Annotated in this window: 19 protein-coding genes and 1 tRNA gene; 14 read left to right on the top strand and 6 right to left on the bottom strand. The window is 69.9% G+C overall.

The window, feature by feature from the left end; all coding sequences use genetic code 11:
* Nucleotides 1-3 precede the first annotated feature (3 nt).
* On the bottom strand, nt 4-672 hold the full coding sequence (locus FGL15_RS01525; RefSeq protein WP_138944688.1) for a 4'-phosphopantetheinyl transferase superfamily protein: 669 nt from the start codon (nt 670-672) through the stop codon (nt 4-6).
* Between the two features lie 55 nt (nt 673-727).
* A tRNA-Arg gene (locus tag FGL15_RS01520) sits at nt 728-802 on the bottom strand.
* 90 nt (nt 803-892) lie between these two features.
* Here FGL15_RS01520 and FGL15_RS01515 point away from each other — a divergent pair.
* From FGL15_RS01515 to prfA, 8 genes are all read left to right on the top strand, one after another.
* The gene (locus FGL15_RS01515; RefSeq protein WP_138944687.1) at nt 893-1,726 is read left to right on the top strand and encodes a transglutaminase family protein; all 834 of its coding nucleotides are present in this window, start codon (nt 893-895) and stop codon (nt 1,724-1,726) included.
* A gap of 60 nt (nt 1,727-1,786) precedes the next feature.
* Nucleotides 1,787-3,457 (top strand): arginine--tRNA ligase, encoded by a 1,671-nt coding sequence (locus tag FGL15_RS01510; protein WP_138944686.1) that lies wholly within the window; start codon nt 1,787-1,789, stop codon nt 3,455-3,457.
* A 117-nt stretch (nt 3,458-3,574) separates the two neighbouring features.
* Complete coding sequence (locus FGL15_RS01505; RefSeq protein ID WP_138944685.1) at nt 3,575-4,342, top strand: DUF2993 domain-containing protein; 768 nt, start codon at nt 3,575-3,577, stop codon at nt 4,340-4,342.
* Between the two features lie 323 nt (nt 4,343-4,665).
* Entirely contained in the window at nt 4,666-6,072 is a 1,407-nt protein-coding gene (gene lysA, locus FGL15_RS01500; protein ID WP_138944684.1) for a diaminopimelate decarboxylase, read from the top strand.
* On the top strand, nt 6,069-7,388 hold the full coding sequence (locus FGL15_RS01495; protein WP_079002763.1) for a homoserine dehydrogenase: 1,320 nt from the start codon (nt 6,069-6,071) through the stop codon (nt 7,386-7,388). Before lysA ends, FGL15_RS01495 begins: the two co-directional genes overlap by 4 nt.
* A 65-nt stretch (nt 7,389-7,453) precedes the next feature.
* Entirely contained in the window at nt 7,454-8,410 is a 957-nt protein-coding gene (thrB, locus tag FGL15_RS01490) for a homoserine kinase (RefSeq protein ID WP_071262436.1), read from the top strand.
* Between the two features lie 232 nt (nt 8,411-8,642).
* A complete protein-coding gene (gene rho / locus FGL15_RS01485; protein WP_138944683.1) occupies nt 8,643-10,862 on the top strand; it encodes a transcription termination factor Rho in 2,220 nt (739 codons plus the stop codon).
* Between the two features lie 109 nt (nt 10,863-10,971).
* On the top strand, nt 10,972-12,051 hold the full coding sequence (prfA, locus tag FGL15_RS01480) for a peptide chain release factor 1 (RefSeq protein ID WP_071262434.1): 1,080 nt from the start codon (nt 10,972-10,974) through the stop codon (nt 12,049-12,051).
* 65 nt (nt 12,052-12,116) lie between these two features.
* Here prfA and FGL15_RS01475 read toward each other — a convergent pair whose 3' ends face one another.
* The 3 genes from FGL15_RS01475 to cysK all read right to left on the bottom strand — a co-directional run bounded on the left by FGL15_RS01475 (nt 12,117) and on the right by cysK (nt 15,279).
* On the bottom strand, nt 12,117-13,673 hold the full coding sequence (locus tag FGL15_RS01475; protein WP_138944682.1) for an ABC-F family ATP-binding cassette domain-containing protein: 1,557 nt from the start codon (nt 13,671-13,673) through the stop codon (nt 12,117-12,119).
* Nucleotides 13,674-13,764: 91 nt separating this feature from the next.
* Nucleotides 13,765-14,331 (bottom strand): serine O-acetyltransferase EpsC, encoded by a 567-nt coding sequence (gene epsC / locus FGL15_RS01470; protein ID WP_138944681.1) that lies wholly within the window; start codon nt 14,329-14,331, stop codon nt 13,765-13,767.
* A gap of 9 nt (nt 14,332-14,340) precedes the next feature.
* A complete protein-coding gene (gene cysK, locus FGL15_RS01465; RefSeq protein WP_064295302.1) occupies nt 14,341-15,279 on the bottom strand; it encodes a cysteine synthase A in 939 nt (312 codons plus the stop codon).
* A gap of 163 nt (nt 15,280-15,442) precedes the next feature.
* Here cysK and prmC point away from each other — a divergent pair, with 163 nt between their 5' ends.
* Entirely contained in the window at nt 15,443-16,351 is a 909-nt protein-coding gene (gene prmC / locus FGL15_RS01460; RefSeq protein WP_240773721.1) for a peptide chain release factor N(5)-glutamine methyltransferase, read from the top strand.
* 199 nt (nt 16,352-16,550) lie between these two features.
* On the opposite strand, the gene FGL15_RS01455 is transcribed toward prmC, so the two are convergent.
* A complete protein-coding gene (locus tag FGL15_RS01455; protein ID WP_240773720.1) occupies nt 16,551-17,189 on the bottom strand; it encodes an HAD-IA family hydrolase in 639 nt (212 codons plus the stop codon).
* A 125-nt stretch (nt 17,190-17,314) separates the two neighbouring features.
* Here FGL15_RS01455 and FGL15_RS01450 point away from each other — a divergent pair, with 125 nt between their 5' ends.
* The 5 genes from FGL15_RS01450 to FGL15_RS01435 are packed head-to-tail and all read left to right on the top strand — an operon-like array spanning nt 17,315 to nt 21,895.
* The gene (locus tag FGL15_RS01450) at nt 17,315-18,112 is read left to right on the top strand and encodes a glycosyltransferase family 2 protein (protein WP_138944680.1); all 798 of its coding nucleotides are present in this window, start codon (nt 17,315-17,317) and stop codon (nt 18,110-18,112) included.
* Nucleotides 18,109-19,080: an NAD-dependent epimerase/dehydratase family protein gene (locus tag FGL15_RS01445; protein ID WP_168223271.1), complete on the top strand. Its 972-nt coding sequence runs from the start codon at nt 18,109-18,111 to the stop codon at nt 19,078-19,080. The genes FGL15_RS01450 and FGL15_RS01445 overlap by 4 nt, the downstream gene beginning before the upstream one ends.
* Before the next feature lie 12 nt (nt 19,081-19,092).
* On the top strand, nt 19,093-20,913 hold the full coding sequence (locus FGL15_RS01440) for a nucleoside-diphosphate sugar epimerase/dehydratase (RefSeq protein WP_138944678.1): 1,821 nt from the start codon (nt 19,093-19,095) through the stop codon (nt 20,911-20,913).
* Complete coding sequence (locus tag FGL15_RS20155; RefSeq protein ID WP_168223270.1) at nt 20,910-21,155, top strand: hypothetical protein; 246 nt, start codon at nt 20,910-20,912, stop codon at nt 21,153-21,155. The genes FGL15_RS01440 and FGL15_RS20155 overlap by 4 nt, the downstream gene beginning before the upstream one ends.
* Nucleotides 21,143-21,895 carry a UDP-phosphate glycosyltransferase gene (locus FGL15_RS01435; RefSeq protein WP_168223269.1) on the top strand — a complete coding sequence of 251 codons (753 nt, stop codon included), beginning with the start codon at nt 21,143-21,145 and terminating at the stop codon, nt 21,893-21,895. Before FGL15_RS20155 ends, FGL15_RS01435 begins: the two co-directional genes overlap by 13 nt.
* The last annotated feature ends 23 nt before the right edge of the window (nt 21,896-21,918 follow it).

The following is a 21,918-nucleotide window of genomic DNA, read 5'->3' as shown; positions in this document are numbered from 1 at the left end:
GGGTCAGGGGAGCAGGAGGGCAGTCGCGACGACGAATCCCGGCACCGGCTCCGGGTGGTCGACGACGAAGCGGTGGCCCGCGGTCTCGGTGACGTGCGGTGCGGCACCCGGCCCGAGGTCGATCGTCGCGGGATCGGTCGTGAGGCCCGTACCGAGGGCCTTCGTCACGGCCTCCTTAGCCGTCCAACGCTCGGCGAGCGCCCGGAGGCGTCGTCGGTCCGGGAGCCGCTGCCACTGCTCCCGTTCCGTGGGGCTGAGGGCGACGTCCTCGACTCCGGCGAACCGGGCCGCGTCGAGCCGTTCGACGTCGACACCGACGGGGTACTCGATCGACACCGCTACAGCGGAGGCGTCGGCGGTGTGGGAGACGCTCACGTGGACGGTCCGGTCTCCGAAGCGCACCCGTGGTCGTCCGTGCGCGAGACCGCAGTCCGGGCAGACCGCCGTGACCTCGATCCGCTCGGGGTCGGTGCCGATCGTCTCCGCGACGGTGCGCACGAGCAGTGCGCGACCGAACAGGAACCGACGGGCCGCGGTCGCGGACGAAGTGTCGAGGCGTTGGCGGGCTGGCGCGTCCAGCCGGGCGGCCGTGCCGGCGAGGTCGAGCTCGGCGGCGCTGGCCCAGCGCAGGAAGCGGACCGCCGGCTGCGGCAGGGGATCGGCTCGGTGCATGGCCCCCGCGTCCCGGAGTCGGAGCGATGCGAAGCAGGACCTCGCGAGATGGTGATGGTGCCCTCGACTGGATTCGAACCAGCGACTTCTTCCTCCGGAGGGAAGCGCTCTTCCGCTGAGCTACGAAGGCGGAACGTCTCCAAGCTACCAGAGTCGGGGCTCCCGTCGGTACCGCAGGCCTGCGGGGCAGGCGACAGCTGTCGCGTGGAAGAATGAGGTCATGCAGCGCACCCTGACCGCGTCGCTCGATCTGCGGGTGCACGATCGAGCCGACCTCATCTTCTCCATCGCTGCAGCCGGCGGCACCCCGCTGGCGAGCGAGCGACTGCAGGTGCACTCCTCGGACGGCCCGTGCGCCGTCACCGAGATCGTGGGTCCGGACGACACACGACTCCACCGGGTCATCGCCGAGCCCGGCCGGTTGCAGGTCGACTACGAGGCGGTGGTCGTCGGACAGGCCGTGCCGCGTCCCGTCGACGCCTTGGAGACCGTGACCTACCTCCGTCCCAGCCGGTACTGCGAGTCGGACGCGCTGTTCTCGCTCGCGCGTTCCGAGCTCGGCTACCTGCTCGAGCACCGTCGCCTGCACGAGGACGGCACGGTGTCCGGCGTGCTGCAGGTGCTGCCATGGGTGGCGGCCTGGGTCGGACGCCACCTCTCCTACGTCTCCGGCTCCACGACCGTGTCCGACAGTGCGGTGTCGACCCTGGCCGCCGGCCGTGGCGTGTGCCGCGACTTCGCGCACCTGACCATCGCGATGCTGCGGGCGCTCGACATCCCGGCCCGGTACGCCGCGGTCTACGCCCCTGGTCTCGTCCCCATGGACTTCCACGCGGTGGCCGAGGGCTTCGTCGACGGCGCCTGGCACGTGGTGGACGCGACGGGCCTGGCCCCGCGTCAGTCGCTCGTCCGCATCGCCACCGGACGCGACGCGGCGGACGTGGCCTGGTTGAGCAACCACCACGGCAACGTGACCGTCGAGGACATGCGGATCGACGCCCTGATCGACGTCCTGCCCGCCGACGACCCGGCGCAGGCGGTCGTGCTCGCCTGACGGTCGCCCCGGAGGACCACCGTGTCGCCGGTGCGACGCGCCCGGGTAGAATCGCTCCTCGTGACTCCTGAAGACCTCGCCTCCGCCCTCCACGCCATCGTCGTTCCGATCGTCGAACGACGACGCGAGGCGGCGGGCATCACCGACGAGGTCGCGGTGTCGGTCGACGACGTGGTGCTGGAGCGTCCGAAGAACCGCGATCACGGCGACTGGGCCTGCAACATCGCGATGAAGCTCGCGAAGCGGGTGGGTTCCAACCCGCGCGAGCTGGCGCAGGAGTTCGCCGACGCGCTCGTGCAGGTCGACGGTGTCGCTTCGGTCGAGGTCGCCGGTCCCGGGTTCATCAACGTGCGCCTCGACGCCGCTGCCGCGGGTGCGCTCGCGAAGGTGATCGTCGACGCCGGTGACGCGTTCGGTCGCAACGACAGCCTCGCCGGTCAGACCATCAACATCGAGTTCGTCTCGGCCAACCCGACCGGCCCGCTCCACATCGGCCACACGCGCTGGGCCGCGCTCGGCGACTCCCTGGCCCGCGTCCTGAGCGCGTCCGGCGCGACGCTCGTCAGCGAGTACTACATCAACGACGCCGGCAACCAGATGGACACCTTCGCGGACTCGATCCTCGCCGCGGCCAAGGGGGAGCCGACGCCTGAGGGCGGCTACCCCGGGGCGTACATCGGCGACCTCGCGAAGACCGTGCTGGCCGAGATCCCCGACCTCCTCGAGCGTTCGGACGCCCGCGAGGTCGCGCGGGAGCGCGCCTACGCCCTGCAGCTCGGTGAGATCCGCGCGTCCCTCGAGCGCTTCAACGTCCACTTCGACGTCTGGTTCAGCGAGCGCACGCTGCACGCGACGGGCGAGGACGGCACGAGCCTCATCGACCAGGCCGTCGACCGGCTGCGCGAGCAGGGGCACGTGTTCGACGAGGAGGGCGCCGTCTGGGTGCGCACGACGGACTTCGGCGACGACAAGAACCGCGTCATCCGTCGCTCCAACGGCGTCTACACCTACTTCGCCGCCGACGCCGCGTACTACCTGAACAAGGGCGACCGCGGCTTCCAGCACAAGATCTACCTGCTCGGTGCCGACCATCACGGGTACGTCCACCGGTTGAAGGCCCTCGCGGGCGCGGCCGGAGACGACCCGGACCGCGACATCGAGGTGCTCATCGGGCAGCTCGTGAGCGTGAACGGCGCCCGACTCTCCAAGCGCGCCGGCAACATCATCGAGCTGGACGACCTGCAGGCCTGGATCGGGACGGACGCACTGCGGTACTCGCTCGGGCGCTACCCGGCCGATTCGCCGTTGGCCCTCGACCCGGAGCAACTCCGCAGCCGGACGAACGACAACCCCGTGTTCTACGTCCAGTACGCGCACGCCCGCACGAACTCGGTGGCGCGCAACGCCGCCTCGGCCGGGGTCGACCGCAGCGCCTTCGCGCCGGAGCTGCTCGTCCACGAGACGGAGTCGGCGCTCCTCGGCGTCCTCCAGGAGTTCCCGCGGATCGTCGCGCAGGCCGCACAGCTGCGCGAGCCGCACCGCGTCGCACGGCACCTGGAGGAGACCGCGAGCCTGTACCACAAGTGGTACGACAGCTGCCGGGTCGTCCCGATGGGGGAGGAGCCGGTCACCGACCTGCACCGCACGCGCCTCTGGCTGAACGACGCGACCGGCACCGTCATTCGCAACGGGCTGGCGCTCCTCGGCGTCTCCGCGCCGGAGCGCATGTAGCTTCGCCGCAACAGGAGATCCGCGCGAGCGCAGGACGGTTCCTCGGGAACGGTCCTGCGCTCGCGCCGTCCTCCCGCCGGCGCGTCCACGGAGACCGTGGTTCGCTACCCTCGGAACATGAGTGAGCAGCAACCGTCGGGCAAGCGCAGGCGTCCCTGGCTTCCGATCGTCATCGTCGTCGGGGTGCTCGTCGTCCTATTCGGCGCGTTCCTGATCGCCGACATGATCGTGCGCGGCGTCGCCGAGGAGCGCGTCGCGACGCAGATCGAGCAGAGCCTGCCGGACAACGTCGACGCGGACGTCGCCGTGTCGATCGGCGGTGCCTCGGTCATCGCCCAGTACCTCTCCGGAACGTTCGAGCACGTCGACCTGCGTGCACCGGACGCGAGCGTCGACGGCATCCCGCTGGATCTCAGGGTCAGCGCGGACCGGGTCCCTCTCGACCCGGAGCAGACCATCGGTCGGGTGGTGGCGACCATCAGGATCGACGCTGCCGGAGCGGCGGACCTCGCCAAGACGGCCGGGCTTCCGGGCACCCTCACCCTCGGCGACGACGAGATCGGGTACGCGGGTGAGGCGACCGTCCTCGGGTTCACGATCCCGTACGACTTCTCCGTGGCGCCGACCACCACGGCCGACCGCGTGAACCTCATGCCGACGTCCGTGAACGTCGACACCGGCCTCCTCGGCGTCATCGACCTGCGGGCGCTCGTGACCGGCTTCCTGCAGGGCGACCCGCCGAGCATCTGCGTCGCCCAGTACCTGCCCGAGGGGGTCGACCTCGACGGCCTCGCGGTGACGCCGGAGGCGGCGACCGCCACCCTGACGTCGACGACGCTCCGCCTCGACGAGGCGTCGCTGCAGACGCTCGGCAGCTGCGACTGAACCTCGCCCCGCCACCCGGCGGTGGAGGGGAGCGGGCCACCCGACGTCACGATGCTGCACGGGCACGCACGTCTCGCTAGACTTTCCACACACCCACTGCTCCGACCGGGCGGTGAGGTGTGCCGTCGGGCCCTCCGGCCCGTGTTCCACCACAGTCGTTCCAACCGAGCGACGATGGGTGCGGACGACCGGGATCACCAACCACCGGGCCGTGCGCATCCACCTTCTTCGGTGCTCTACCAATCGGTGCTTCAGGGGCCAAACCGGGTCCGCTCGCCCAACGAGAACCTCCTTTTCCGCTCAACAGGACTCAGGACACCCCCGTGGCCAGAAACCCCCTCGCCCCCGACTGGCTCGCCGAGCCCGTCGATCCGAACGCGCTCGATCCGGCCGTGTGGCCGGCCTCGGCCGCCCGCGACACCGACGGCCTCCTGCAGCTCGGCGGCGTCGACGTCCGCACGCTCCAGGAGCGCTTCGGCACGCCGCTCTACGTCGTCGACGAGGACGACGCGCGGGCCCGCGCCCGCACGCTGCGAGAGGCGTTCGAGCGTGAGGCGGCCGCCCGCGGCACGAGTGTCGCCGTCTACTACGCGGGGAAGGCCTTCCTCTCGGCCGAGGTCGCGCGGTGGATGACGGCGGAGGGGCTCCGCATCGACATCTGCAGCGGCGGAGAACTCGCCGTCGCACTCGCCGCCGGAACCGATCCGGCCCAGCTGGGCTTCCACGGCAACAACAAGTCGGTCGCTGAGATCGAGCAAGCCGTGGGTGTCGGGATCGGCGCCATCGTGCTCGACAGCCTCACCGAGATCGACCGCGTCGCCGCGGCGGCCGAGCGCGCCGGCCGGGTCCAGTCGGTGCGGCTGCGCGTGAACAGCGGCGTCCACGCCCACACGCACGAGTACCTCGCGACCGCCCACGAGGACCAGAAGTTCGGCCTGCCGCTCGAGGACGCCGCCGACGCCGTCGCGCGCATCCGGGCCCACGCCTCGCTCGACTTCCTCGGACTCCACTGCCACATCGGCTCGCAGATCTTCGGGTCCGACGGGTTCGCCGAATCCGCCGCCCGCCTGCTCGCCGTGCACGCCCGTCTGCTCGAGGGCGGCCCCGTGCCCGAGCTCAACCTCGGTGGTGGCTTCGGCATCGCCTACACCAGCGCCGACGACCCGACGCCGATCGAGCAGCTCGCGGCGGACATCCTCGCCGGTGTCCAGGCCGCCGCAGACCTCCACGGCGTGCGGATCCCGAAGCTCGCCTTCGAACCGGGACGCGCGATCATCGGCGGCGCCGGCATCACGCTGTACGAGGTCGGCACCATCAAGGACGTCGTGGTCGCCTGGAACGACGAGGGCGAGACGGCCGTCCGCCGCTACGTCAGCGTCGACGGCGGGATGAGCGACAACGCCCGGCCGTCGCTCTACGGCGCGGACTACACGGTCCGGATCGCCGATCGCGTGAGCGACGCGTCCCCCGCGCTCGTCCGGATCGCCGGCAAGCACTGCGAGTCGGGCGACATCGTCGTGAACGCCGACTACCTGCCCGCAGACGTCCGCGACGGCGACCTCCTGGCCGTCCCCGCGACCGGGGCCTACTGCTGGTCCCTCGCGAGCAACTACAACTACCTCGGTCGCCCGGCCGTCGTCGCCGTGTCGGGTGGCGCGGCCCGCGTCATCGTGCGGGGCGAGACCGAGCACGACCTCCTCAGCCGCGATGCGGGATTGGACACGGAATGATCGAATACCGCGGACTGAAGGTCGCCCTCCTGGGTGCCGGATCGGTGGGCTCGCAGGTGGCGCGTCTGCTGCTCGAGCACGCCGACGAACTGGCGTCCCGAGCCGGAGCGAGCCTCGAGCTCATCGGCATCGCCGTGCGCGACGTCGACGCACCTCGCGACGTCGACCTGCCGAAGGAGCTGTACACGACCGATGCCGAGCAGCTCATCCTGAGCGCCGACATCGTGATCGAGCTCATCGGCGGCATCGAGCCGGCGCGCAGCCACATCCTGCAGGCCATCAACGCCGGCGCCGACATCGTCACCGCCAACAAGGCGCTGCTCGCGACGCACGGCCCTGAACTGTTCGACGCCGCTGAGCAGGTCGGCGCCCAGCTGTACTACGAGGCGGCCGTCGCCGCGGCGATCCCGATCATACGACCCCTGCGGGAAAGCCTTGCGGGCGACCGCATCAACCGGGTGCTCGGCATCGTCAACGGCAGCACGAACTACATGCTCGACCGGATGGACCGCTTCGGCGACACGATGGAGGACGCGGCAGCCGTCGCGAGCGAGCTCGGGTACCTCGAGGCCGACCCGACCCTCGACGTCGAGGGCTACGACGCGGCGCAGAAGGCGACCATCCTGGCGAGTCTCGCCTTCCACACCACCGTCCCCGTCGAGGCCGTCCACCGTGAAGGCATCACCGGGATCACGAAGGCGCAGGTCGACCTCGCCCGCAGCGAGGGTTACGTCATCAAGCTGCTCGCGATCGCGGAGCGGATCGTCGACGAGACCACCGGCGAGGAGGGCCTGTCGGCCCGCGTCTACCCGGCGCTCATCGGTCGGGAGCACCCGCTCGCCGCGGTGCACGGCGGGAACAACGCGGTGTTCGTCGAGGCCGAGAACGCCGGGAGCCTCATGTTCTACGGCGCCGGTGCGGGCGGCAAGGAGACCGCCTCCGCGGTGCTCGGCGACCTCGTCTCGGCGGCGCGCCGACACGTCGCCGGCGGCCCCGGTGTCGGTGAGTCCACGCACGCCGACCTGCCGGTCCTCGAGATCGGGCGCGTCACGACGCGGTACCAGGTCACCCTCGAGGTCGCCGACGAACCCGGCGTGCTCGCAGCGGTCGCGGGGATCCTCAGCGACGGGGGTGTCTCGGTCGAGACCTTCCAGCAGTCCGTGGCCTCCTCGGACGGGACGCTGTCGACCGCTACCCTGGTCATCGGCACCCACCGGGCGCTCGAATCGGCCCTCGCGGCCACCGTCGAGCAGCTCGCCTCGAACGCCCACGTCGAGCGGGTCGTGTCCGTGCTCCGGGTCGAAGGAGCCGAGTAGGTGCCGAACCGCACGACCACCGACCGCGTCGCTCGCCGACCTCTCACCAGATTGCAGGCATCCCTATGAGTCACACCGAACCGCTTGCGATCGGACGCACCGTCACCGTGAAGGTGCCGGCGACCACCGCCAACCTCGGCCCCGGCTTCGACACGCTCGGCCTGGCGCTCGCCCTGTACGACGAGCTGACCGTCACGGTCCGCGAGGAGCCGGGCGTGTTCGTGGAGGTCATCGGCGTCGGTGCCGGCGAGGTGCCGACCGACGCCTCGAACCTCGTGATCACCGCGATCGCACACGCCCTGCGTGCCTACGGCCACGACCTCCCCGGTCTCGACGTCGTCGCGCGGAACGTCATCCCGCACGGCCGTGGCCTCGGTTCCTCGGGCGCCGCGATCGTCTCCGGCATCATGGCGGCGAAGGGGCTCCTCGAGGGTCGGGTCGAGCTCGGACCGGACGACCTCCTCCGGCTCGCGACGGAGATGGAGGGTCACCCCGACAACGTCGCTCCGGCGCTGTTCGGCGGCCTGACGATCGCGTGGACGACGGACGACGGCCCGCAGCACAAGAAGCTCATCGTGCACCGCGGGGTCTCGCCGCTCGTGCTCGTCCCCGAGCACACGATGTCCACGGAACTCGCCCGCAGCCTGCAGCCCGCCAACGTGCCACACGCCGACGCGGCGTTCAACGTCTCGCGTTCGGCGCTCCTCGTCGCCGCGCTCACGCAGAGCCCCGAGCTCCTGCTCGCGGCCACCGAGGACCGGCTCCACCAGAGCTACCGCGCCGCAGCGATGCCCGAGACGAACACCCTCATCACGCTGCTGCGCGAGCACGGCTTCGCCGCCGTCGTGTCCGGCGCCGGCCCGTCGATCCTCGTCCTCGCGGACGATCCCGGACGACGCCTCGAAGCCACCGCGCTCGTCGCAGAGCACGCCACCACCCCGTGGCAGTCGCTCATGCTCGCGGTCGACTTCAAGGGTGCTACAGTGGGAGGGCACCCGGCCCACCCCGCCTCTTCGGCGTAACCGGCTTCCGGGGCAATTCCGCACAATCATCGCTTTCGCACCAATTGATCGCGTCTGTTCGGGTCCCATCGTGTTTCCATCCTGCTGAGCAGCGCTCCGCCGGGTCGTCGCACCGGGCTATCCGCACAGGCTCTGCGTCGTGTGAACATCACCCACCCGCCGCACAGGATTCCGGTGCGATCGCCGCCTGCGCGAGACAGCTCTGTCTCGACGCAAGGGAAGGAAGACACACGTGACAGACGTCAACGAAGGCGCCTCAGGCGTCTCGCTGGATGCCGACCCGAAGACGCTCAAGGTCGCCGACCTGCAGCGCCTCGCCGCCGCTCTCGGAGTGGCCGGAGCCTCGAAGCTCCGCAAGGGCGAGCTGGTCGAAGCCATCCAGACCATCCAGAACAGCACCGACACCGACACCGCCGCGGCGACCACCGAGACCGCCGACGTCATCGAGTCGGTCTCCGCGCTCGAGGTCGCGCCGGAGGCACCGGTGCAGTCCAAGCTGCCCGAGCTCGACCTCGCGCTCGACCAGGCCTTCGGTGCCGAGAAGGCGGCCCCGCCGGCGCGACGCAAGTCCCGCCGGGCCACGACGGCCACCGTCGCCCCGAACGCGACCCCGATCGTCGGCGCTCCCGTCGTCGAGGCACCGGCTGCGCCGGCTGCCGCACCCGCCCCGGTCGAGGCCGAGGCGCCGTCCGCTCCGGCCGACGCGGCTCCTGCCGAGCAGTCCGATGACGCCGCCGCGACCGCCGAGTCGCCGAGCGCCGACGAGACGACCCCCGAGCAGACGCCGAGGCGTTCGCGCGGCAACCGCCGTGGTCGCGGACGCGATCGCGACCGCAACGCCGATGACGCCGAGCAGAACACGGCTGAGCAGGGCACCGGCGAGCAGGCCGGCGGCGAGCAGCACCGCGCCGCACAGAACGCCTCCGAGCAGGACTCGAACGACGACGCCGCCAACACGGACGCCGACGACACCCAGGACGGCGAGCAGCAGGACGGCCAGTCGTCCGGCGGCCGTCGCGGTCGTGGCCGAGGCCGCAACCAGAACAACGGTGGCCAGAACAACGGCAACCAGAACAATGGTGGCCAGAACGCCGACGCCGGCCAGAAGGCCGACGCCAAGCAGGAGCAGCAGGGGCAGAACCGCGGCAACCAGGGCGGTCAGGGCAACCAGGGTCCCCAGGGTGACGACGCCGAGGGTCGTGGCGGCCGCAGCCGCTACCGCGACCGCAAGCGTCGCGGATCCGTGCAGAACGACGACGTCGAGCCCGAGATCGCCGAGGACGACGTCCTCATCCCGGTCGCCGGCATCCTCGACGTCCTCGACAACTACGCCTTCGTGCGCACCTCCGGCTACCTCCCGGGCACCAACGACGTCTACGTCTCCCTCGGCCAGGTGAAGAAGTACCACCTGCGCAAGGGCGACGCCGTCGTCGGAGCCATCCGTCAGCCGCGCGACAACGACAGCAGCAGCCGCCAGAAGTACAACGCGATCGTCAAGGTCGACTCCGTCAACGGCCTGTCCGTCGACGAGGCCGGCGCCCGCGTCGAGTTCGGCAAGCTGACCCCGCTGTACCCGCAGGAGCGTCTCCGTCTCGAGACGGAGCAGACGAAGCTCACGCAGCGCATCATCGATCTCGTCGCACCGATCGGCAAGGGCCAGCGCGGCCTGATCGTCGCCCCGCCGAAGGCCGGGAAGACCATCGTCCTGCAGCAGATCGCCAACGCGATCTCGATCAACAACCCTGAGGTCCACCTCATGGTCGTGCTCGTCGACGAGCGTCCCGAAGAGGTCACCGACATGCAGCGCACGGTGAAGGGTGAGGTCATCGCCTCCACCTTCGACCGTCCGGCCGAGGACCACACGACGGTCGCCGAACTCGCGATCGAGCGCGCCAAGCGTCTCGTCGAGCTCGGCCACGACGTCGTCGTGCTGCTCGACTCGATCACGCGTCTCGGTCGTGCCTACAACTTGGCCGCACCCGCCTCGGGTCGGATCCTCTCCGGTGGTGTCGACGCCGCGGCACTGTACCCGCCGAAGCGCTTCTTCGGTGCCGCTCGCAACATCGAGAACGGCGGATCCCTCACGATCCTCGCGACCGCGCTCGTCGAGACCGGTTCCAAGATGGACGAGGTCATCTTCGAGGAGTTCAAGGGCACCGGCAACTCGGAGCTCCGGCTCTCGCGCCAGCTCGCCGACAAGCGGATCTTCCCGGCCGTGGACGTCAACGCGTCCTCGACCCGCCGCGAGGAGATGCTGCTCGCCCCCGACGAGGTCAAGGTCACCTGGAAGCTGCGTCGTGCCCTCGCCGGCCTCGACCAGCAGCAGGCCCTCGAGGTCGTCCTCGGCAAGCTCAAGGAGACCACGTCCAACGTGGAGTTCCTCGTCCAGATGCAGAAGTCGATGCCCGCACCGACCTCGCACAGCCACGGACACGAGAACAACCACCGCTAGCGGTCCCGACCGACCCCATCCGCACCCGCGCCGCATCGGCGTCGGGAACGGGTGGGGTCGGTCCTGTTTCGCCCCCGGTGCCGCATGATGGTGATGAAGGAAGAGAACGATGTTCGAATCAGTTGAGACGCTCGTCGCCGAGCACAAGGATCTCCAGGATCAGCTCGCCGACCCGGCGGTCCACGCCGACCCCGCGCGGTCGAAGAAGATCAACCGCCGTTACGCCGAGCTGTCGAAGATCATCGCGGCGTACCACACCTGGCAGGCGACGCAGGAGGACCTCGACGCCGCTCGCGAACTCGCCAAGGAGGACGAGGCGTTCGCCGAGGAGGTGCCGGTGCTCGAAGAGCTGCTGGTGACCAACCAGGAGAAGCTCCGCCGGCTGCTCATCCCACGCGACCCCGACGACGGCCGCGACGTCATCATGGAGATCAAGGGTGGCGAGGGTGGCGCCGAGAGTGCCCTCTTCGCCGCCGACCTGCTCCGGATGTACCTGCACTACGCGGAGTCCAAGGGATGGAAGACTGAACTCCTGGAACGCACGGAGAGCGACCTCGGCGGCTACAAGGACGTCCAGGTGGCGATCAAGTCGAACGCGACCGACCCGTCGCAGGGGGTCTGGGCGCACCTCAAGTACGAGGGCGGCGTGCACCGCGTGCAGCGCGTCCCGGCCACCGAGTCCCAGGGCCGCATCCACACCTCCACCACGGGTGTCCTCGTCTTCCCCGAGGTCGATGAGCCGGAAGAGGTCGAGATCAGCCAGAACGACCTGAAGATCGACGTCTACCGGTCGAGCGGCCCGGGTGGTCAGTCGGTCAACACCACGGACTCCGCGGTGCGCATCACCCACCTGCCGACGGGCATCGTGGTGTCGATGCAGAACGAGAAGAGCCAGCTGCAGAACCGTGAGGCCGGTATGCGCGTGCTCCGCGCCCGCATCCTCGCGCGTCAGCAGGAGGAGCAGGCCGCTCTCGACAGCGCGGCCCGCAAGACGCAGATCCGTACGATGGACCGCTCCGAGCGCATCCGCACCTACAACTTCCCGGAGAACCGCATCGCCGACCACCGGACCGGGTACAAGGCGTACAACCTCGACGGTGTCATGAACGGCGCGCTCGGGCCGATCATCGAATCGGCGATCACCGCCGACGAGGAAGCGCGCCTGGCCGACATCGGCGACCAGGACTAGGACTCGAGAGCGCAGTCGTGGTCGTCATCCCTCTCGGATGACGACCACGACTGCGCTCTCGTCGTTCAGCCGATGCGCAGCCGCTTCGTCGCGACCTTGTCGGCGAAGAACCGGTCGTGGCTGACCACGACGATGGCGCCGGGGAAGTGCACGAGTGCGCGCTCCATCACCTGCGTGCTCGCGAGGTCCAGGTGGTTCGTCGGCTCGTCGAGGAGGAGCACCGAAGCTCCGGAAAGCAGGCACTGGGCCATGGCGACGCGGGCGCGCTGCCCACCCGAGAGCATGCCGATCTTCTGCTTGAGGTCGGCGTCGGAGAACTGGAACATGCCGAGGAAGCGGTTCACCGACTTCTTCGTCGCCGCGAAGGCGAGGCTGTCGGGCATGGCGCCGACGGCGTGCGCCACCGTGTCGGTGAGGTCCAGTTCGTCGACCATCTGGTTGTAGGACGCGTATCGGACCCCGCCGGTCCACGTGACGTGACCGGCGTCGGGGCGTTCGTCGCCCTCGAGGATCCGGAGGAACGTGGACTTGCCCGCGCCATTCGGTCCGTGGACGACGATGCGTTCCCGGCGGCCGATCTCGAGGTCGAGCCCGTCGAACAGCGTGTGGTCGCCGTAGGCCTTCGTGAGCCCCTGGATCCGGCAGAGCGTGTCCTTGATGTGCAGGCCACCGTAGATGTCGGTGATGATGTCGTCGACCGGACGCGGCGGCCTGGCCTTCTTGATCTTCGCCAGCTGCGAGGAGAGGTCCTTCTTCCCGGCGGCCTTGGCCGCCTCGCGACGGTCCGAGATGCCCTCCGCCTCGAAGGCGAGCAGCTCGGATTCGTGTACGAACTGCGCCTCGAGGCTCTTGAGCCGGAACTGCTTCTGGACGACGTACTCGTCGAAGCTGCCGGGGTACTCGTGGAGGTGGAAGTTCTCGACCTCGACGATGCGCGTGACCACGGCGTCGAGGAAGGTCCGGTCGTGCGAGACGACGATCGCCGCGCCGCGGAACGAGCCGAACCAGGATTCGAGCCACTCGACCCCCGCGACGTCGAGGAAGTTCGTCGGCTCGTCGAGGAGCAGGACGTCCGGGCGCTCGAGGAGGATCTTCGCGAGCGCCGCGCGGTTGCGCCAACCACCGGAGAGTGAGTCGATGGGGAGCACGCGGCGCGCGGCGTCGAAGCCGAGCGTGGTGAGGGCGGTGTCGATGTGACGCTGGTAGTCCCAGCCGTCCTGGCGCTCCATCTCCTCGAAGAGCTCGGCCTGCCGTTCGATGAGCTTCGTCATCCCGTCGAGGTCGTTCGGGTCGGCGGCGATCGCGGCGTCGATGGACGCGAGTTCCGCCTCGATGGCGTGGATGTGGCCGAAGAGTCCTTCGAGGACCTCGGTGATGGTGGCGTTCCCGTCGAGCTCCGAGAACTGCGAGAAGTACCCGATCCGCGTCCCGTCCTCGATGGTCACGGTGCCCGAGTCCGGCTGGAGCTGGTCGAGGGCGAGCTTCAGGAGGGTGGACTTGCCGGAGCCGTTCCGGCCGATGAGCCCGACCCGGTCGCCTGGCTCGAGCCGGAAGAAGACGTCGCGGAGCACCGGGCGCTCCTCGAACCGGACGGTGACGTCGTGCAGGCGGATGAGACTCATGGGGACCTCTCGAGGAGCGGGATGCGGGTGGGATGCGGGGGATCGTCGTCCGGGGGAGGCGTGGGCGACGGACCGCCTCACCTCGCGCGGATCAGATGTGGTACTCGGGATCGAACAACGCGAGACCGTGCGTGCCGCTCCCGCGCGGGCGCTCGACCGCCGGGACGCCGAGCAGCAGGCTGCGGGGTGGGCACGCCTTGGTGACGACAGCGTTCGCGCCGACGATGGTCCCCGCACCGATCCGGATGGGCCCGAGGATCTTCGCCCCGGCACCGACGGCGACGCCGTCGCCGATGGTCGGGTGGCGCTTGCCGACGCCGCGGCTCTTCCCGCCGAGGGTCACGCCGTGGAAGATCATGACGTCGTCACCCACCTCGGCCGTCTCGCCGATGACGACGCCCATACCGTGGTCGATGAAGAACCGTCTGCCGATCCGGGCGCCGGGGTGGATCTCGACCCCCGTGAGGAACCGGGTGAACTGCGAGCCGAACCGGGCGAGGGTGCGGAAGCCGCGGCGCCACAGTCGGTGGTTCACGCGGTACGCCCAGACGGCGTGCAGCCCGGAGTAGCTGAGTGCGATCTCGATGGTGCCGCGGGCCGCCGGATCGTGTGCGCGTGCGGCACCGATGTCCTCGCGGACCCGCGACAGCATTCCCATGCGTCGAGCCTAGTCGCGCAGGTCGTCGTACATCGTCGTCGACAGGTAGCGCTCGCCCGCGTCGGGGATGATGACGACGATGGTCTTGCCGGCCATCTCCGGACGGCGTCCGACCTCGAGGGCCGCCCACACCGCGGCGCCGGAGGACATGCCGCCGATGATGCCGTCGTCGGTCGCGAGGCGTCGTGCGGTCGCATAGGCCGTGTCGGTCTCGACCGGGATGATCTCGCTGAACAAGGAGGTGTCGAGGATGTCGGGCACGAAGTTCGGTCCGATGCCCTGGATCTTGTGTCCGCCGGCGCGACCCTCGCTGAGCAGCGGGGAGTCCGCGGGCTCCACGGCGATGATCTGCACGTCGGGGTTGTGCTCGCGGAGCCAGCCGCCGACGCCGGTGATCGTCCCGCCCGTCCCGATGCCAGCCACGAACGCGTCGACCGTGCCCGCGGTGTCCTCCCAGATCTCGGGTGCGGTCGTCCGCCGGTGGATGGCGGGGTTCGCCTCGTTCTCGAACTGCCTGACCCAGACGGCACCGGGGTTCTCGGCGACGATGCGCTGCGCCTCCTGCACGGCGTTCGCCATCCCCTTCGTCGGATCGGTGAGGACGAGCTCCGCACCGTAGGCGCGGAGGAGGGTCCGGCGTTCCTTGCTCATCGAGGCGGGCATCGTGAGGATGACCCGGTAGCCCCGTGCGGCTCCCACGAGGGCGAGCGCGATGCCGGTGTTCCCGCTCGTCGACTCGACGATGGTCCCTCCCGGCTGCAGCTGGCCCGAGGCCTCCGCCGCATCGACGAGTGCGATGCCCAGGCGGTCCTTCACACTCGATCCGGGATTGTAGAACTCCAGCTTCGCCAGGACGGTCGCGCCGACGCCCTCGGCGATGCGGTTCAGACGGACGAGCGGGGTGCGGCCGTAGGCCTGGGTGATGTCGGTGTAGACGGTGCCGGTCACGGTGTTCCTCTTCCTCGAACGGGGCTCGGTTCAGCCTACGACCTGGTCGATCGGCGGTGTCCCGTGTGACGACGAGGGTCGCCGGCCCGCGGCCGCACCGAGGCGGTGGGGTAGGCTCGGTGCGGCCCACCCGACCAGGCCGCCCCAGATGATGACCTCGCTCATGCCCAGCACCCCTTCCGCCGCCGCCGCAGACACCCCGTCCGCCGGCCACCCTGCGACCGTCGAACTCGCGCGCCAACACGCCGTCGAGATCCTCACCCGCGCGGCCGTGCCGTCACCCGACGTCGACGCGGAGCTCCTCCTCGGACACGTGCTCGGCCTCGGTCGTGGTGCCGTGCAGGCCGCGGCGATCACCGGTCGCGTGCTCGACGCCGAAGAGCGCACCGTGTTCGCCGAGCTGGTCGAGCGGCGGGCCGCGCGCGAACCGCTGCAGCACATCACGGGCCGTGCCGCGTTCCGTTCGATGGAACTCGCGGTCGGACCAGGCGTCTTCGTGCCGCGCCCCGAGACCGAGTCGGTCGTGCAGTTCGCGATCGACGCGCTCCGAGCCGTTCCGATCCCTCGGCCCATCGGCGTCGACCTCGGCACCGGCAGTGGAGCGATCGCGCTGGCGATGGCGACCGAGGTCCCGAACGCGGCGATCTACGCGACCGAGAACTCGGTCGAGGCGTTCATCTGGGCGAGACGGAACTTCGCCGAATCCGGAGCCGACAACGCCATCGTCGTCTTCGAGCACCTCGCCGACGCCTTCCACGACCTCGACGGCTCGGTGGACGTCGTGATCTCGAACCCCCCGTACGTCCCGGACGACGCGATCCCGCGCGATCCCGAGGTGCGTCTCCACGACCCCTCGGCAGCGCTGTACGGCGGACCGGACGGTCTCGACGTGGTGCGTCAGGTGTCCGCCACCGCGCAGCGACTGCTCCACCGGGGCGGCACGCTCATCATCGAGCACGGTGAACTCCAGGGGCAGGCCATCCGCGAGCTACTCACGGCCGACGGCTGGCACGCGGCCGCGACCCACCGCGACCTCACCACCCGCGACCGCACCACCATCGCGATCCGCTGACCCGTCGTGAGCCCGCGCTTCTCCGCTCCGTAGGCCCCTCTTCCGGCCCTGAGCCTGTCGAAGGGCGAGTCCGAGCCGCGGATCCGCCGCCCTTCGACAAGCTCAGGGACCGATGGTTCGGCTCAGGGACCGGTGGTTCGGTTCAGGGAATCGTGGTTCGGTTCGGTGGCCGGTGGGACGCATCGGCCGGTGGGCCGAGTCAGGGTGTGGCCGCCACGAAGGCGTCGACCGCGGCGTCGAGTCCCGCGACGTCGAAGGCACCTGAAGCGTCCTTCGTCAGTTGGAACGCGTGCATCCCCACGGCCTCGGCGCCCGTGCAGTTCGCCGCGGAGTCGTCGATGAGCATGGTGCGGCCGGGTGCGACGCCGTATCGGCTGAGCGCCCTGGTGTAGACACGGGGCTCGGGCTTCTCCGCTCCGAGGACGGCGGACACGAGGTCGTTCTCGCCGAGGAGCGCTGCGGCCTCGGGAGCCAGCTGCGCGAAGGAGTCGCGGAAGGGGATCGGATTGTTCGACAGCAGGGAGACCGTGCCGAGGGTCGCGGCACGGGCGAGCGTGGCCAGGACGCCGGGGACCGGGGTCATCGCCGCCGCACGGGCCTCGCGCCACTCCTCGAGGGACAGCGGGTATCCGGTGACCTCGGCGAACACCGCCAGATAGTCGTCACTCGTCGGGTACTCGCCGATGTTGGCCGCGGCCTCGTGCCCGCCGACCCACCACAGCTTCGCGAGCCGGTACTGGCTCACGCCTGTCAACCGGGAGAGCGCCGGGAGGCGTTTCCGGAAGTCGTAGTCGTACAGGGTCTTGTCGCAGTCGAAGAAGAACACACGCTCTGGCACCACTCCAGTATGCGGCCCCGGGCTCCCAGGACCGGACGCGGGCAGCACGTAGACTGACCAGGCGCGTCGGGCCCACGTCCGTCGTGCCTCGGCGGTGCCGTCCCCGCCGCCGGAGAGGGTGAACCGTGGACCGTCCTGTGACCGCCTGCATCGTCATGTACCGGAACGATCGCGACAAGCTGCGTGCGGCCATCGACTCGACCCTCGGGAGCCCGCTCGTCGAGACGCTCTACCTCGTCGACAACTCGCCGACGGACGAGCTCCGCGACCTCGCGGACGACCCGCGGGTCGAGTACCTGCACAACCCCTCGAACCCCGGCTTCGGCGCCGCACACAACCTCGCGATCGCGAAGGTCCTCGGGCGCTCGAAGTTCCACATGGTGGTCAACCCGGACGTGTACTTCGAGCCGGAGGCGATCGAGCAGCTCCACGAGTTCATGCTCGAGCACCCCGAGGTCGGCCACGTCATGCCGAAGGTGCTGTACCCCGACGGATCCCTCCAGTACCTGGTGAAGCGGAACCCCTCCGTCTTCGACCTGTTCGCCCGCCGGTTCCTGCCCGGTCCGCTGAAGCCGCTCGTCGCGAAGCGCATGGCCCGCTACGAGTACCGCGACATCGACGAGAACCCCGCGCACGACTACAACAAGACGATGTTCGACGTGCCCTACCTCTCGGGGTGTTTCATGTTCCTCCGGACCTCGACCCTGCACCGCGTCGGCTTCTTCGACGAGCGGATCTTCATGTACATCGAGGACGCCGACCTCACCCGACGCTTCCTCCAGGTGTCCCGGACCGCGTACTACCCGGGGGCGACGATCCACCACCACTTCGCGAAGGGCTCGCATCACAGCCGGAAGCTGATGTGGTACTCGATCCAGGGGGCCTTCGTGTACTTCCGCACGTGGGGATGGTTCGGACGATGAGCCGGGTGCTCGTGACCGGTGCGACCGGCTTCATCGGGACGAACCTCGTGCCCGTCCTCGAGGCGGCCGGCCACGAGGTCGTGCCGTTCTCGTTGCGCGGGTGGACGGGGGAGGCCCTCCCCGCGGACCTCGACGTCGTGGTGAACCTCGCCGGGAAGGCGCACGACCTCGACGGCACCGCCTCTCCCGAGGTGTACCGCCGGATCAACACCGACCTCGCCGAACGCGCGTACGTCGCCTTCCTGGCGTCGGACGCCACCACCTTCATCCAGTTGAGCAGCGTCGCCGCGGTGAACGAGGCGACGGTCGACGGCGTGCTCGACGAGTCCGCCGAGCCCCACCCGGTGACCCCGTACGGGAAGTCGAAGCTCGCGGCCGAGCGACTCCTGCTCGCCGTCGAACCACCCGCCGGTCGCCGGACGATCGTCCTCCGTCCGACGATGGTCCACGGGCCGGGGGACAAGGGCAACCTGCGCCTCCTGTTCGGTCTGCTCTCCCGCGGCATCCCCTACCCGCTCGACGCCTTCCGCAACGAGCGCAGCTTCGTGTCGATCCAGAACCTCACGTGGGCGATCACCAGCATCATCGACACGCCCGCCGTCACGACGGGTGTGTACCTCGTCGCCGACGACGAGCCCGTGTCGACGGGGCACCTCGTCACCCTCATCGCCGAGGTCACCGGTCGCCGTGTCCGTCGCCTGGCCCTGCCGCCGGCACTCGTCCGGCTGGCGGCCGCCGTCGGCGATCACGTCCCCGCCGTGCCGCTCAACTCCGCGCGTCTGGCGAAGCTCACCGAGGACTACCGCGTCTCCGGTGCACGACTGCTCGGCGCGCTCGGGCACGAGCGTATGCCGACGGCGACGGACGACGGTCTCCGGTCCTCGATCGCAGCCCTCGCCGCGGAGCGGGGTGCGCCCGGCCCCGACGCGCAGTCCGCGCGCAGCCAACGCGAAGCCGGCGATCGGTAGGATCGACACGTTATGACCTCCTCGCTCCCCGACGCCCCCCGTAGATGGACGCAGGCGCCCGGTCCTCGTTTCGCCGCGAAGACCGCCCTCGACGCACTGTGCTGGGTGCTCGCCATCGTGGTCGCCCAGCTCGTCCGGTTCGAGCTCGAGTACGAGCGCGTGGCTCTCGTCGGGACGGTCCTCCTGTGCGTCATCGCCGTGGTCGCCCAGCTCGTCGTGGCCTACCTATGGAGCTACTACCACGGCCTGCACAGCTTCGGCAGCTTCTACGAGGCGAAACAGCTCATCGTCGTCGCGCTGATCGTCACCGCGATCCTCATCGCGGTCAACGCGGTGTTCGGCGTCGCGTGGGGGGTTCCACGGTCCACGACGGTCATCGCGTTCCCGTTCGCCATCGTCTTCATGGGCATCACGCGGTACGTCAAGCGCCTCTTCGTCGACAGCCGCAGTCGGCCGATCGAGGCGCAGCGCGTCCTCGTCTACGGAGCCGGTGCGCTGGGGATGTCGATCATCCCTCGGCTCATGCGCGACCCGCAGTCGCCCTACCTCCCAGTGGGCGTCATCGACGACGACCCGTCGAAGCGCAACTTCCGCATCGCCTCGGTCGCCGTGGTCGGGACGGGCGCCGACCTGGTGGCGGCCGTCAAGCGCACCGGTGCGCAGGCACTCATCATCAGCATCGCGGACGTCGACAACGACTTCATCCGCCAGGTCAGCGAGCGAGCCGACGAGGCGAAGCTCCGGGTGCTCGTCGTGCCGCCCATCGACACGATGCTGGCTCCCGGGACGGGGGAGAGCGCGCCGAGCCTGCGCGACCTCAACGTCGAGGACTTCATCGGCCGCAACACCGTCGACCTGCAGGTCGAGAGCATCGCGGGGTACCTCACCGGCAAGCGCGTGCTCGTCACCGGTGCCGGCGGATCCATCGGCTCCGAGATCGCCCGGCAGGTCAACCAGTTCGGTCCGGCGGAGCTCGTCCTGCTCGACCGCGACGAGACGGGGCTCCACACCACGCAGCTCTCGATCTCGGGACACGGCCTGCTCGACACCAAGGAGGTCGTGCTCGCCGACATCCGCGACCTCCCCTCGCTCATGGAGATCTTCGAGGACCGCCGTCCCGACGTCGTCTTCCACGCGGCAGCGCTGAAGCACGCTCCGATGCTCGAGCAGTACCCCGACGAGGCCTGGAAGAACAACGTCCTCGGCACCCTGAACGTACTCAACGCGGCGCGGGCCGTCGGCGTCGGCACCTTCGTCAACATCTCGACCGACAAGGCCGCGAACCCGACGACCGTCCTCGGGTATAGCAAGCGCATCGCCGAGAAGCTCACCGCTTGGATGAGTGCCCAGGAGACCGACGCACGGTACCTCTCGGTCCGGTTCGGCAACGTCATCGGCAGCCGCGGTTCCGCCATCCCGGCGTTCACCGCCCAGATCGAAGCCGGCGGTCCGGTCACGGTCACACACCCCGACGTCACCCGCTTCTTCATGACGATCCCCGAAGCATCGAAGCTCGTCATCCAGGCCGGCGCGATCGGCGACCCGGGCGAGGTCCTCATCCTCGACATGGGCCGTCCGGTCCGCATCCTCGACGTGGCCAAGCGCATGATCGCCGCGTCCGGCAAGGACGTCGAGATCGTGTACACCGGTCTCCGGCACGGCGAGAAGCTGCACGAGGTCCTCATCGACACCGACGAGATCGCCGACCGCTCGAAGCACCCGAAGGTCTCGCACACACGGATCCAGCCGCTCGACCCGGCACTCCTCGACATCGCCGTCTGGCGGGAGACGATCGCCGACGAGGGCGCCGGTACCCGCCACCTGGTGCAATGACGGTTGCCATCCTGGCGGGGGTGCTCGCGCTCGTCGTGAGCCTGCTGTCCCAGCTCGCCATCCGCCCGATCCTCATCCATCGGGCGGTCGTCGACACCCCGAACCACCGATCCATGCACGTCACCCCGACGATCCGCGGGGAGGGATCGGCGTCGCGCTCGCGGTCGCCGTCGGTCTCGGTACGGCCGCGGTCCTGCTCCACAGCCTGCCGCTCTGGATCGTCGCCGCCGTGTCGATCGTGAACGCGGCCATCGGAGCCGTGGAGGACGTCCGCGGACTCCCCGTGCGGGTGCGCTTCGGCCTGCAGGTCGTGCTCGGACTCGTGGCGACCTGGGTGCTCGTCGTCTCGATGGCCGCGAGTTTCTGGTGGATCCCGCTCGGGATCGTGGCGCTCGTCGCCTACACGAACATCGCGAACTTCATGGACGGCGTCAACGGCATCTCCTCGATGCACGGCTCGGTCGTCGGCGGGTTCTACGCCGGTCTCGGCGCCGTGGCCGGACTCCCGGGCGTCACGGCAGCCGGCCTCGTCGTGGCGGCCGCGTTCCTCGGGTTCCTGCCGTGGAACCTCGCCCGGCGCCGGATGTTCCTGGGCGACGTCGGCAGCTACCTCCTCGGCGGCTCCCTCGTCGCGGTCGCCATCTACGCGGCCTTCAGCGGCATCTCCTTCGTCGCGCTGATCGGCCCGGTCCTCGTGTACGTCGCCGACACCGGCACGACGATCATCGCGCGCTGGAGGCGGGGGGAGCCGCTGCACGAGGCGCATCGCAGCCACGTGTACCAGCGTCTCGCCGCCGGCGGACTCGGTCACCTCGGGTCCACCGCCGTCGTCAGCGTCGCGACCCTCGCCACCGGGCTGCTCGGGGTGGTCGTCGCGACGGGCGCCTGGCCCCTCCAAGTCCTCGCCGTCCTCGGCATCCTGCTCGTCCTCGCCGTCTACCTGTGCCTGCCCAGACTGCTCGGAAGACGCCCGAGGCTATGATTGAGCGTCGTCACCCCGATCAT

Source organism: Plantibacter sp. M259 (assembly GCF_006065115.1).
Classification (GTDB): Bacteria; Actinomycetota; Actinomycetes; order Actinomycetales; family Microbacteriaceae; genus Plantibacter; species Plantibacter auratus.
The sequence above is the reverse complement of the archived record's forward strand: the minus strand, read 5'-3'. Positions and strand labels throughout refer to the sequence as shown.